This window comes from Microbulbifer maximicatervae (SeqCode) (assembly GCF_052467385.1).
On record NZ_CP174311.1, the window covers coordinates 3,395,376 to 3,409,297 of the forward strand.

General features: G+C 47.3%; 10 protein-coding genes. 5 read left to right on the top strand and 5 right to left on the bottom strand.

What is annotated here, in order from left to right; all coding sequences use genetic code 11:
• Positions 1 to 62 precede the first annotated feature (62 nt).
• From ACJJIR_RS14515 to ACJJIR_RS14530, 4 genes are all read left to right on the top strand, one after another.
• Positions 63 to 1,049, top strand: a complete 987-nt coding sequence (locus ACJJIR_RS14515) for a glycoside hydrolase family protein (RefSeq protein WP_444905881.1) — start codon at positions 63 to 65, stop codon at positions 1,047 to 1,049.
• 353 nt (positions 1,050 to 1,402) lie between these two features.
• Positions 1,403 to 3,907, top strand: coding sequence for a TonB-dependent receptor (locus ACJJIR_RS14520; RefSeq protein ID WP_444905882.1), 2,505 nt, complete (start codon positions 1,403 to 1,405; stop codon positions 3,905 to 3,907).
• Between the two features lie 198 nt (positions 3,908 to 4,105).
• The gene (locus tag ACJJIR_RS14525; RefSeq protein ID WP_444905883.1) at positions 4,106 to 5,038 is read left to right on the top strand and encodes an ROK family protein; all 933 of its coding nucleotides are present in this window, start codon (positions 4,106 to 4,108) and stop codon (positions 5,036 to 5,038) included.
• Positions 5,039 to 5,286: 248 nt separating this feature from the next.
• The gene (locus ACJJIR_RS14530; protein WP_444905884.1) at positions 5,287 to 6,186 is read left to right on the top strand and encodes an alpha/beta hydrolase; all 900 of its coding nucleotides are present in this window, start codon (positions 5,287 to 5,289) and stop codon (positions 6,184 to 6,186) included.
• Positions 6,187 to 6,603: 417 nt separating this feature from the next.
• On the opposite strand, the gene ACJJIR_RS14535 is transcribed toward ACJJIR_RS14530, so the two are convergent.
• From ACJJIR_RS14535 to pdxH, 5 genes are all read right to left on the bottom strand, one after another.
• Positions 6,604 to 7,584: a PQQ-binding-like beta-propeller repeat protein gene (locus tag ACJJIR_RS14535; protein WP_444905885.1), complete on the bottom strand. Its 981-nt coding sequence runs from the start codon at positions 7,582 to 7,584 to the stop codon at positions 6,604 to 6,606.
• 14 nt (positions 7,585 to 7,598) lie between these two features.
• A complete protein-coding gene (locus ACJJIR_RS14540) occupies positions 7,599 to 7,940 on the bottom strand; it encodes a hypothetical protein (RefSeq protein WP_444905886.1) in 342 nt (113 codons plus the stop codon).
• 177 nt (positions 7,941 to 8,117) lie between these two features.
• Entirely contained in the window at positions 8,118 to 9,455 is a 1,338-nt protein-coding gene (locus tag ACJJIR_RS14545) for an RDD family protein (protein WP_444905887.1), read from the bottom strand.
• Positions 9,455 to 11,146 (bottom strand): Hsp70 family protein, encoded by a 1,692-nt coding sequence (locus ACJJIR_RS14550; RefSeq protein WP_444905888.1) that lies wholly within the window; start codon positions 11,144 to 11,146, stop codon positions 9,455 to 9,457. Before ACJJIR_RS14550 ends, ACJJIR_RS14545 begins: the two co-directional genes overlap by 1 nt.
• Positions 11,147 to 11,382: 236 nt before the next feature.
• A complete protein-coding gene (pdxH, locus tag ACJJIR_RS14555; RefSeq protein WP_444896569.1) occupies positions 11,383 to 12,021 on the bottom strand; it encodes a pyridoxamine 5'-phosphate oxidase in 639 nt (212 codons plus the stop codon).
• Positions 12,022 to 12,282: 261 nt separating this feature from the next.
• Here pdxH and ACJJIR_RS14560 point away from each other — a divergent pair, with 261 nt between their 5' ends.
• A complete protein-coding gene (locus tag ACJJIR_RS14560) occupies positions 12,283 to 13,896 on the top strand; it encodes a 5-guanidino-2-oxopentanoate decarboxylase (protein ID WP_444905889.1) in 1,614 nt (537 codons plus the stop codon).
• Positions 13,897 to 13,922 lie beyond the last annotated feature (26 nt).

Sequence of the window (13,922 nt, forward strand, 5' to 3'; positions counted from 1 at the left end):
AAGAATAATCAAAGCAATAATTCACCGGCAAATTTCCAATCAGCACTAATGAGGTAAATATCATGGCATTTAATCTCGATAATAAATGGGTATGGGATTTTTGGTTCGCGCAGGACGGCGACCAGTACCATGTATTTTACCTTCAAGCCGATAAATCACTGGGCGATCCTGAGCTGCGCCATTGGAATGTATCTGTCGGCCATGCCGTTTCTACGGACCTTATTCATTGGACAACGCTCCAGGATGCATTAAAACCCTCACCTCGAACTGCAACCGCCAGTGAGGAAGCTGCAGACTCTTACACTACCTGGACCGGCTGTGTACACAGAGAAGGCGATACCTGGTATATGTTTTATACCGGTACTAAATATTCGGAGAAAGGCCTGGTTCAGCGGGTCTGCCTGGCAACTTCCAAGGACTTATTACACTGGGAAAAACACCCCAACAACCCTCTGGTGGAATTAGATCCCAATTTCTACGATGGCCTGAACCTTGAGTATTGGCACGATGCATCCTGGCGTGACCCATGGATCGTTAAGGACCCCTCGCAGAATCTCTACCATATGTATGTCACTGCGCGCTGTAACCAGGGCAGCCCAGATGGGCGTGGCGCAGTTGGCTATGCCAGTTCAACGGACTTAATTCACTGGAAAGTGGGGCAACCGGTACTGGCTCCCGGCTGGTATGGCGAAATGGAAGTACCGCAAATTGAATATATCCATGGCCGCTACTACTTATTCTGCTCAGTATCGACAAAGTTCCACAGCGCTGCCCATCGACAATCCATGCAGAGTACACCACTGACTGGCACAAAATATTTTATCGCCGATGATCTGAATGGCCCATACGAAGTGGTTGGAGATGGCTTTATCGACGCAGACCAGCAGGGATCACTCTATTCCGGCCGGGTTATCCAGGGGCCGGACCAACATTGGTATCTGCTGGCTTTTAATAGGGACGATGCCGAGGGCAACTTTATCGGCGGTATCTGCGACCCCAAACGCATCGAGTTTATGGACGATGGACAATTGGAATTGGCCAAAGACTAGCAGGCAGGAATCGCAACCAAATCCTTAGGTAGATGCTCACCAGAAGCATCTACTGCCCCGTATCCCCTTCTCCCGCAACCAGTGCTACTTAGAAAGACAAGCAGCGCTGTCACAAAAAGCAAAGATCTATACCGCGAAAATTACTACTTCCCCTTGGTTTACTTATCTATTTCCTGATTCCACTGCGTAAATTCCGTAAATTTTCGTATTGCCTTTATTAAATCACGGTGATTTAATAAATGTGTTCGCGGGGAGAGGTCCCGCCCATGCGGTAACAGGAAGAGAGTCTCGAGCCCGCAGAGAACGGGCCGTGAAAAATCTAATAACCATAAGAGATGATTGAGGAGAGCGCCGTGATTGCAGAGGGCTTCCAAGCAGGTTCAGAGACACAGAAACACTTTAAACCACACTCCATAGCCCTGGCAGTTGCCATGGCCTCCAGCGTTGCGGTACCGGCAACAGCTGAGGAAATGCCGGAAATTGAAGAGGTGATGGTTACCGCAACCGCCCGACCGGTTACCAAGATGGAATCCAGCGTATCCGTTAGCGCACTGGACACTGAGGAAATGGCGAAGTACGCCCCGCGCTCTACCGCAGAGCTGTTCCGCAGCTTACCCGGTATTCGGGCGGAATCCTCCGGTGGCGGCGGCAATGCAAATATCACCGTTAGAGGTATTCCCCTGGCAACTGGCGGCTCCAAATATATGCAAATCCAGGAAGACGGATTGCCTGTATTAGAATACGGCGATATTAATTTCGGTAACACTGACAACTTTGTTCGCACCGGCTCCTCTCTCGCACGTATAGAAAGCGTACGCGGCGGCTCTGCCTCCACCTTTGCCAGCAATTCCCCTGGCGGTGTGATCAATATGATCAGCAATACCGGCGAAGAAGAGGGTGGTAATGTAGGACTTTCGTTTGGTGCGGACTACGATGAATCCCGCCTGGACTTTGGCTATGGCCACCACTTGAATGATTCTTTGCGATTCTATGTCGGCGGATTTTTAAGAGAGGGGGAAGGCATCCGCGAGACCGGCTTTGATGGGGATTCCGGCGGCCAACTCAAGGCCAACCTCACCAAAGAGTTTGATAACGGTTATGTCCGCCTCTATTACAAACATCTCGATGACCGGGTAACAACTTATCTTCCTGGCCCTGTAACCTATAAAGGCGATGGTGAATTCGGCACGGTTGCCAACTTCGATGCCAGCAGCCAAACCCTGCATTCCGATAATTATCGATACATTTCCACTTTTGATGCCTACGGCAATCCGGTAACCCGCGACTTATCCGACGGTATCGAATCACTGGTGGAAGCCTATGGCTTTGAAACCAAATTCGAATTTAATGATGGCTGGACTGTTACCGACAAATTCAGAATTTCTGATGTTAGCGGCAGCTTTATTTCCCCCTTTACCGATACTTTCGGCGATTACGGACCACAATCCACACAGGATATGGCTGATACCATTTGTGCAAATGCCGTAGGCAGTAACGGAGAGGCCATAGACTGTAGCGCCGGCACAACGGTGACTTATGCCAATGGTGAAGAAGCCGAAGGCCTCGCCTATGTCGACCTGCTCTTTGATACAGAAATACACGATTTGGGTCTGATAGTTAACGACTTTAAAGTCGATAAATTAATTCGCGATAATATTGTTGTTTCCGGTGGATTCTATTACTCCAACCAAAATATCAAAACCAGCTGGAACAGTTGGAATGCCCTAATTCAAACTGTTGACGGCAGCAATTCTGAAAACCTCACCATAACTGCCAATGCCAATGGAGATGTACTGGTAGATGATGGGGTCTGGTCTGCAAGCTTTCTTTCCTGGGCCTGGGACCTGGAATATGAAACTTATGCACCCTATATGAATGTGGCGATCGACATCGGCGACTTTACCTTCGATGTCAGTGCCCGCCACGATATGGTCAATGCCAAAGGCTCCCTGGTTTCCAGCTGCTGCGGTGGTGATACAGACTACGATCTGAATGGCGATGGTATTATCAGCGACGTGGAAAGTGCTAGCGCTTCCGATGCTTTTGGATTCACCGGCGGCGTCATCACAATGGCCAATGGATCCACCCAGCTCGTTGACTACGATGCAGACAACACCTCTTTCTCTCTCGGTGGAAATTATATTCTCAACGACAGCATGGCTATTTTTGCCCGCTACAGCGAGGGTGGTCGAGCAATTGCCGATCGGCTTCTACAAATTAGCGGCGCCCTCAACAGTGACGGAAGCCTAACCGACACCACCGATGGCTTCGACTCTGTGGACCAGCTGGAAATTGGATACAAACTCTCAACCGGCGATCTGGATTTCTTTGCAACTTACTTCAATACGGTCACTGAAGAGACCAATGCAGAAATCACTAGCGGATTAACGTTTGTACGCGAGTATGAAGCCCAAGGAATCGAGCTGGAAGCAGCCTACAGTTATGGAGACTTTTCCGTAAATGGAAACCTCACCTGGACCGACGCCGAAATTTCAAAAGATGCCAACGACAGTTCTGTCGTAGGTAATACGCCACGCCGCCAAGCTGATTTCATTTACACGATTACACCGCAATATAACTTTGGCGATGACTTTACATTTGGTGCAAGCCTCCAAGGGTCTACAGAATATTTTGTTTCTGACTCCAACCAGTTGAAACAGGAAGGTTATGTCCTGGTCAATCTGTTTGGTTCTTATTACCTAACAGAAGACCTTACCGTTTCCTTTAATGTAAACAACCTCACCGATGAATTTGTTGTTACCGAAGTTGAAGAGTCTTACGCAGAAGTTGGAGACATAGTACGCGGACGGGCTATCAGTGGCCGCTCCACAAGTGTCAGTTTCAATTACGCTTTTTGATCGTTGTTCTTCCCTACTCTAGTAAGTGGTTTGCAGTTCTGCCCATAGCTTTGCAAACCCCGAGCGTCTGGCCCCCACCGGCGCTCGGTTTTTTTCTTTCAGAAACAATATAACCAGCTATAAACTATCAGTAGTGTAATTTCAGCAACCATCAACTGATAATACGAATAACTTATGTAACCCGGGGAGCGGATTAGGATGGAAATGCAAGGCAATGCGGTAGATACCTTGCTCGGCGGAATTGAAGCCGGTGGTACCAAATTTAACTGTGTGGTAGCTGCTGGGATTAATGACATCCGTGAGCGAGCCAGCTTCCCAACCACCGATCCAGAACATACGCTATCCAAGGTCGCTCAGTTTTTTCACGAAAGCAGTCAGCGCCACGGCACTGTTTCTGCGCTGGGCATAGCCAGCTTTGGTCCGGTAAACCTGGACCCAGAATCCGCCTACTATGGCTATATTACCCAAACACCTAAAGCTGGCTGGTCCAATACCAATATGGCTGGCTACTTCAGCCAAGCCCTGTCGGTACCAGTTGCTTTCGATACAGATGTTAATGGCGCCGCCCTTGGAGAGCACCTCTGCGGCGCCGCTACAGATGTAAAGAACTTTGTCTACGTCACCATCGGTACCGGTATAGGCGCCGGCATTATGATCGACGGGCAGCTCATCAATGGATCTATGCACCCGGAAATTGGGCATATGTTGATGCCTAGAGACAGCCAAAAGGATTCTTTTAAAGGCAACTGCCCATTTCATAACAACTGCCTTGAAGGACTGGCCTCAGGTCCTGCGATAGAGGAGCGTTGGGGGCTGCGTGGCCAACACCTCGAACAACACCACCCGGCCTGGGACCTGGAGGCGGAGTACCTGGCCACTATGTGTGTCAACCTTACCAGCTGCTACTCACCACAGCGGATCATACTGGGGGGTGGAGTGATGATACAGGCGCACCTATTCAATCGCATAAGACAAAAATTCCTAGCCTTAGCCGGTGGTTACTTTCCCCAAGTCTCAGAAAGTAATATTGAACGGTATATCGTTGCACCAAAACTGGTGGGAAGATCCGGTGAAGTTGGCTCTCTGCGGATGGCCCAGCACCTATACAACACTAAAAACGTCATTGCCTAAACCAGGGAGGGGACATCCCCTTCCTGTCCATCCTCTTCTCAGTAAACGTAGTTCTTATTTCCAATATCCCTATTTCTTTGATCACGACCACTTCCTAAGCAATAACTTGCTATACAGAGTGATTCCTGCGGCAGTAACCTCCTCCCCAGCTAGCGATTGCCTTTACCTATCTGTTAGGCTTGCATATATAGATACCTCTAGTAAATAGGGCGATAACAAGAAGGTTTCAGCGCCCCTCAGGGATAGCAATGAAAATAATTAGATTATTAGTGATAGGTATTCTTAGTGCCTGTTGCCAGCTGGCAGTGGCCGGCAGTGCCGAACCCACAACTTTCACCCGCCCGGGGATACTGTCCTACAACTTTTACTCTGATTTACTAGAGCGTGAGTACGTTATTGACATAATGCTACCTCTCTCGTACACGCCGGAAAACACCGATCGCTATCCAGTCATTTATATGACCGATGGCTTTCTGCATTTCCCTATGACAGCCCCTAACCTTCTTCAGGAACAGGTTCCCGATGAGTTTGGCAATGTCAAAATGCCCCCTGTAATTCTGGTAGGTATCTCCCACGCTTTTGACAGCCCGAATTTCGCCCAGCGAGTAATGGATTTTACCCCCATGCCTGGTGTGATCAAAGGTGCTGAACTAGGTGGCGGCGCCGATCACTTTCTTGAGTTTATCGAAGAGGAACTCAAACCCTTTATCAATAATAATTTTAAAGGTAACGAAGAAGACGAAACCCTTGTGGGCCATTCCCTGGGTGGGCTTCTAGCTCTCCATGCACTTTTTAACCACACCAATAGCTTTGACCGATATGTCATTGGAAGCCCCAGTATTTGGTGGGCCGATAAGCAAATTTTAGATAGTGAATTGGCCTATGCAGAACGCAATGCCGATTTAGGAAAAAGTGTGTATTTATTTATTGGTGGTGAGGAGACTTGCAGTGAAATCGACTCAGTTTGCGCAGTAAAAGACTTCTCTCAACTAGTAAAAAAACTTAAGTCCCGTAACTACAATAGCCTTACCCTAAGAAAACGTGTATTTGATAACGAGAATCACGGTAGTGTTGTTAATCCAGGCTATGATCGAGGGATAGAAAAGGTCTTTAAGGCTAAGGTACTACCTAGAAAATATTCTTTCTAATAAACTTATTTTACCCTTTAGTAACACAATATTGATTAAGAATGAAATAACCCCCAAAAGACTGCTTCACAAAATCGTACGCACAAGAAAATAACCCTTCCCAGCTGTAGTGGCACACTACAGATCGATCTGAGATATTACAAAACTAATAGCCTATATTAGACAATTGACTAATGATCAAAGCCTTAGCTGTAAACAATTGGCCAATCAAAAATCATTCTACCTATCGAATAGGCCAGAGAGTATAGATTTCTCTATGGTCCGGCAACAATAAAATCACCTAATCTGTTCTTCAGAGTTACCAGTGTATGGAGAGCCTGGGCATACCCAGGATCTCCCAAACTCATCGAAAAATCGTATTTAACCTAATCCCAGGCAAAGTTTCATCCCTAACAATTACTAGCCACACTTCAACAATTACGTTCTTTTGAAAATATGCAAAGATTCTCTATGATCATAAACCAACAAATAAGGCTCTCTAAAAATCATAGAAGTAGCTCCTGGAAAACTAACTCCATCTTCTTTATAAAGCCAATCAAACTTATGACTAACTATATTAAATGCACCAATAGCCCCTAGCCTGCGATCTGTTGTAATTATATGATTACCATCAAGGATATAACCATCCCTTTGTGAATGTATGCACACTGATTCAAAATATGACTTATCCTGATAATTATCCTTTAACTTTCCACTTAACAAATCAAAAGCTGCGTAACTAGTTAACATTTGATGAAGGGTTCCTTTATCTTCATCAACCCTTAACCCACCCGAGAAAGTATCTATCTTCCATTCAATACTTCCTGTTTCGAGATCAAAGGCAATTACTTTGTTAGCCGCCTTAAAGGCAAATATGACAATTTCGCTACTTGCCCCAATTAACCTAGGAAGATGTTTATCACTAGCCAGGTCTACAGACCACTTAACCTCACCCGTCTTTAGATCACGCCTACTAACGCCTTTGCGCGATACCGTAAAGGCCTTGTTTAACTCAATCTCTATAAGCTCTCCAAAATTGGACTCCCAGAGAAGCTTATCTCGATATACATCCTGAATGCCAACCTTCGCCTGAAAAAGAGAATAGTCATAATCAGTCGCCACCACAATGAAGTTATCTGCGTAAAGATTAAAATTACCAATCCCACTTTTAACTGGTACTGATTTCACTCCGAGTAGTTGACCATCAAAAAACTTATACCCACTGCATGAAATACCGACAAGCAAATTATCTTTTTGTATAAATTTATTAAAATTTTCTGCAACCGATAACTCATTTATGACACTTTCACTCTGCAAGTCATATTGCACTACCTTTTTCTCTGACTGATAGATTAAAACTCCATCTACCAAAGAACAACCTCTCCTAACATTTTTTATTTCAGATAACTTTATAAACATCTAGTGCATATACCTTAATGTACAAAATCCATAAATGTCGGATGATTTCTTAATTGCCCCTGGTTGGCAAAATCCACAAACTGTTGTGGTGAGGTGATTCCATGAGATATAAATAAATCTGGATTACGTGCGAACAAATTACTCGCCTTAGTAGTGCCCTTGAATACATTTTTAAATTGCCCCTTCACAGCATCACTCATATGGTCACTAAAATAATATTCAAAAGGACTACCACCCTTAATGTACGTTTCAATATCGGAATCATCGGCGACGACCACCTCCAACATTTCTGTAATTGCATTCTGAGATTTTTTATTTTTGTATATTAAAAATAAATCTTTTTCACTTTGACTCAATTACCAATAGCTAGTCTGCATTTACCTTTTGGTAGATATAGACGCCACCTCCATTAGCAAATACCTCTTTATCAGCATATTTTATCATCTTAAGTCCAAAGCGCTTATAAATCAGACTGAAGTGTAAATATATAAGAAAAGAGTGGGTAAACCCCCACTCTTGAACTAAGTATTAGTCTAGCGACGCAAATACTCCTCTCGGGTTTTACGCATATTAACTACATGGCTCCTGCTAAGCCGGTCATGAATCAAGTTGCCCCCGAGAAAACAGTTGATAAACCAACCGATCTTCCCAAGCGCCAAACATAAAACAAAACTAACAACCCGCCATAAACCATGCCCATATCCAATGCGCTTGAAATTACGGTTAGTAACGCGATACCCCATTAAGTATTTACCCGGAGTACCCTGGAATCTAGAACTGTCCAATATCCAAGTAAAGAACAAGTACGCAATAATACAAATTCCGCCTGCCTGAAGAGTTGCCTCACTTTCGGGTCTATCGAGAGCGGCCATAAAAACAATTGAAGTTGGAAAGCCAATAACAACATAAAGCAGTAATAGATCCAGAACAACAGCTATACCTCTGGCCAATAAATGGCCAAAATAATACTGCTCGTAGTTCTCGACCAACTCCTCACTATTGGCCCTTATGACTTCGCGCCCTCCGCGAAGCCCCTGTAGTGGATCGATCTCAGACTCATGATTTTCCATGATTCCGAACAAGCTATCGCATAGTTTTTCATCCAACGATTGGTATAGGTAGGGTGCGTTTCCCCTCCAATCAAACAAACTATCGCAGTACTGTAGGACGTTTACGGAAACCATCCTTTTGGGCTTTTTTTCCTCCTCCTTTTCTTGACCGGACTGATTCAATCGGGCAAAACGATCAAAGATTGAGAGCCCCAAGTTCCAGTTGTACTCCTCATCCAGCATATGCGAACTCTTGCCGAGAAAATACCATCTTCGCTCATCGTTAAGCTCGGCATCACTGCTAAGAATTACGTCTACCTGTTTGAGGACACGCCGATATTCCTCAATCCGCAAGTCTCTTTCCTGTTTCGATACCGCTTGCTCTTCCGAGATAGGTATAGCTGCTTCGCTTTGAACACTTGATTCAGTCCTCCCCCCCTCTTTCTCTTCAATTGATACCGAAGGCTCCGGCTTTGAAAGGCTTTCGGCTTTTTCTACCGCTAAGGTATCGTTTGTATCATCTTCAGCCTGATCTACCCTAGCGGTGGAAACGATAGGATCTTCCGCTTCAAGAGGGAGTGATTCAGATGATAATTCGCTGGATGAGAGGCCGAGATTACTACTCTCCAATTCTACATCGGCTTCTTCCTCTTCCTGCAACTGTTCAGCAAGCTGCAATGCCTGCCTATACGCAGAGTGCAAAACCTGAAACTCCTCAGGTTTTTCATCTGGGCGTGTTTGCTTCAACTTTTTTGCGTAGGCACGCTTGATAGCCCTGGCATCATTGACAGGGGTAATGTCGAGGACTGCCCAAGGGTTCATTAAATCCAGTCCTCGCTATCCAACCGATCCAGAATTTCACCGACTTCTGTGCGCGCTTTGGTGATTTCTGTAGGGTTTTGTCGCTCAAGCACACTATCAAACGAAGCCAGCAGTCTGGCGATATACTCCCGCTGCTCCCCCAGGCTCGACTCATATAAACGTTCGCCACGAGCGATAATTGCCTGGTTTTTTTCATCTTCCCTTGGGTGGAACTTTAACTTTGTCAATTTCTCCAAAGCTTCAGCTTTTTGTACTTCGGTAAGAGCGCCCGGTGTGAATTCAATTAATTTATTGAAATTTTTCCCTGTTGAGACAACAGTAACGTCCACCTCCAGAAGCCCATTCATATCGTAGGTGTAACGAATGTCAGCCGCTTCCTCACCCTTTGCTTTCTTAGGCACAGGAACTGTTAGCTCACCTAAGTAAACGTTCTTTTTCACCAGGCGATTTTCTCCCTGGTATACATCGACACACAACTGCGTCTGATTATCCAGAGCAGTCCAAACCCGCCTTACAACACTAACTGGCACAACGGTATTGCGCTCAATAATAGGCATAAAGTAAGCACCGAGCTGTGGATTATCTTCATTAATAACACCAGTTCCCAGGGTATAAGGACATACATCAGTCAGGACAATATCATCCAGTGCCGAGTTCTTTTCTTTTAAGCCAGCCTGAATAGCTGCTCCCATCGCAACGACAGTGTCCGGATCCAAATGACAGGCTGGCAGACGGCCAAACATTCGACCAACCATTGAACGAAACTGGGCCATGCGTGTAGAACCGCCAACCAATACCACTTCATCAATTTTCTGTGGGGGCAAATCTGCATCGCGCATTGCCCGCTCAATTGGCCGTTTCGCTCTTAACAACAGGGGGGTGCTGAGTTTTTCAAACCACTCTGGGGTCACCTGGAACTGCAGGGAGCGCCCATCAAGTTGTAATTCAAGTTTTTGCTCAGGCTGCTGGCTAACTCGACGTTTGGCGCTTTCCATTTGCATATATAAGTTTTGCAAATCGCGAGGGCTTAAAGCCTCTTTCTTAATATCAAACTCAGCCAGGACATCATCGATCATTGCCTCAACGAAATCCTCTCCACCGAGGAAGTTGTCTCCGGCACTGGCATGAACTTCCATAATGCCATCAAAAAATTCCAGGATGGAAACATCGAAGGTGCCACCCCCAAGATCTAAAATAAGGAAGTTCCCTTCGCGCTTGTCATGTAAACCGTAAGCAATGGCAGCCGAAGTTGGCTCGTTAATTAGCCGTTCTACTTTTAATCCCGCAAGCTCTCCTGCCAACTTGGTGGCATGGCGCTGATTATCATTAAAATAAGCTGGGACACTGATTACCGCCTCGGTTACCTCTTCACCAAGAAAAGTTTCTGCATCTTCTTTGAGCGCACGTAAAATTAATGAGGAGAGTTCTGTTGCACTAAATTTCTGTTTCCCCAGGGAAACTTTGTGGTCAGTGCCCATTAAACGCTTAAACGCAGCCACAGTGGTACTACTGTGATTAATAAGACGTTCTTTAGCCGTTTTGCCGACTAGCAATGTGCCAGAATCATCAAGCCCCACAACTGACGGGGTCAAAATTTCACCCAAACGGTTGGGGATTAGTTTTACCCCCTCGTCGGTCAGTACCCCGCAAGCACTATTAGTGGTTCCCAAGTCGATACCAATAATGGCCATATTTCCCCTACCTACCCTTGGATTCGAATTGCAAAAACGATCGAATCTATAGAATTTTTAAGACATTAGTTTTAGCTATATTTATGGCGCATTATTCTAAGCGGCCTTGACCACAAATTGCCAGATAAGACACCGCTATAAAACAATATCAGGGGATAGGTACTCACAAAGTGAGGCGTGATTAAGCGGTTAGTTGTGGCCCAAAGGGCTGGGCCACGAAAAGATAAATATAAAAATTAGGGAGCGCGACGCTCTATATTCCAGCTTTCCTTTTCTTCACGGCGATAAATAAAACGATCGTGCAATCTATTTTCACCCCCCTGCCAAAACTCAACAGCATTGGGTACCACACAGTAGCCGCCCCAAAATTCTGGCAATGGAATTGTTTTACCGGCAAAGCGAGCCTTTTCTTTATCAAACTGTTGCTCGAGTTCCTCCCTGGACGAAAGCGGCCGGCTCTGGTGCGAGGCCCATGCGGCCAACTGGCTATCCAGGGGGCGCGACTGGAAATAAGCCTCTGCCTGCTCGCGGGAAACGGGCTCCACCTTCCCATAAACAATCACCTGCCGCTCGAGACGGCACCAGGGAAACAACAGCGACACCTGAGGGTTAACGGCCATATCTCGGGCCTTGTCACTCTGTAAATTGGTATAGAAAACGAAACCCTTCTCATCGAAGCCTTTCAGCAAAACAATCCGCTGCGAGGGGTGCCCGTCCGCGTTAGTGGTGGCAAGACACATGGCGCTGGCATCAACTAATTCTGCTTCAACAGCTTCTGCAAGCCACTTGCGAAACTGCTCCACGGGGGTCGGCTTCAATTCAGAGCGCCTTAAACCACCCATTTGGTATTCCCGACGCCATTGATCGATTTCCATGGTGATACTTCCTCGGTTGTTCTAGCTCAAAGTTTATTCAGCGAAGTGCCGGAAGGCTATTGTGCGGCAGCCACCTCGTCAAATTCCTCAAAATCTACTGGCAGGCAAAGTAACCCAAGCGTACAAAGTTTCCTGCCGCAGTGCCGGGTGAATCTCAATTTTCCTGCGATATTGCCTGTGAAGGTGCAGACTCTGCGGGTGCTTGCACGGCTTTTGGTGGGCCGCTAGGCTCACTGCATTTTTACACGAATAAGGAAAATAATGGTGCTTATGTCCTCTGCGCCCACATGCGCCCAGGTGCTGATGCGCCTGCTGCGCGAATACCAGGTAGAAAAAGTTTTCGGGATTCCCGGCGTACATACCATTGAACTGTATCGCGGCCTGCCCGGTAGCGACTTGATGCATATCACGCCAAGACATGAGCAGGGCGCCGCCTTTATGGCAGACGGTTATGCCCGCGCCAGCGGCAAGCCCGGTGTCTGTTTCCTGATCACTGGGCCGGGGCTGACCAACGCAGCCACTGCGATGGCGCAAGCTTACTCAGACTCAATTCCCATGCTGGTTATTTCCGCCGTCAATCGCCGGGAAGACCTTGGCATGGGCCGTGGGCGCCTACATGAGCTACCCCGCCAAAGCGATGCCAGTCGAGGCTTCTGTATCTGGCAGCACACCCTGACCCAGGCAGAACAATTACCGGAAGTGATGGCACGGGCATTCCAGCTATTGCTGTCCAGCCGCCCCGGCCCTGTCCATATCGAAATCCCTATCGATTTATTCCCGGCGCCTATGTCCGGCAATCTGGACGACTATCGCGCGGCTCCCAGTGCCATGGTACCGGCAGCCAACGCGACAGCTATCGCGACCGCAACCCAGTGGCTGCAAGCTGCCGAACGCCCGGTGATTCTGCTGGGCGGTGGCGCGCAATCTGCTGGAGAGGCGGCAACACAGGTATCAGAAAAAATTGCAGCTCCAGTCTTCCTGTCTCTGGCCGCCAAAGGCGTTGTCGATGAAAGACACCCTCTGTGTGGCGGAGCCAATCTCAGTTTCGACTGCGTGCGTGAGCGAGTAGAAGCTGCCGATGTGGTCTTGGCCGTTGGCACAGAGCTTTCGGAAACCGATCGCAATCTAGTAAGAGAGGATTACGCTTTCTCCGGCAAACTAATTCGTATCGACATTGATCCGGCTCAGCTGGTATGCAATGCCCAGCCGGACCTGGCCATTTGCGCGGATGCAGCAGAAAGCCTTCAGCAATTAAGCGAAGCCCTGGTTCAGTGCGAAGAGAGCTCAAAACAGCGCGCAGAAGAGGAAGTTTCACAATTAACCGGTAACTGCCGCAAAGAATGGTGGGAAGGTTCTGAGGAGCGCTTCCCTTGGATTGAAGCTCTGCGCGAAGCGCTGCCCGATAAGGGAATTCTGGTTACCGACTCCACACAACTGGCCTATAACACTAACCACGCCTTGCCGCTGTACCACCCTCGCAGCCATATTACCTGCACCACCGGTTACGGCACGCTGGGCTTTGCCCTGCCCGCCTCGATCGGGGCCAAGTTATCCAGCGAGCGGGATGTAGTTGCCTTGATCGGCGATGGCGGCCTGATGTTTACTCTCGGTGAGCTGGCCGTTGCAGTAGAACAGCAACTGCCCCTGCCAATACTGGTTTGGAATAACAGCGGGTATGGAGAGATTCGCGACTTTATGGATGCCGCAGAAGTACCTCAAGAAGGTGTTAATCTTCGCACTCCAGATTTTGTCGCACTGGCAAAATCTTTTGGCGCTGAAGGTTGTCGCATCGACAAACCGCAGCAATTAGCTACGGCAGTCGCAGAAGCCCTGCAACGCAAAACACCAACAATTATCGAAATCACCGCCCCTTGAACTGGCGCGAAGCAAACGGAAGCGTG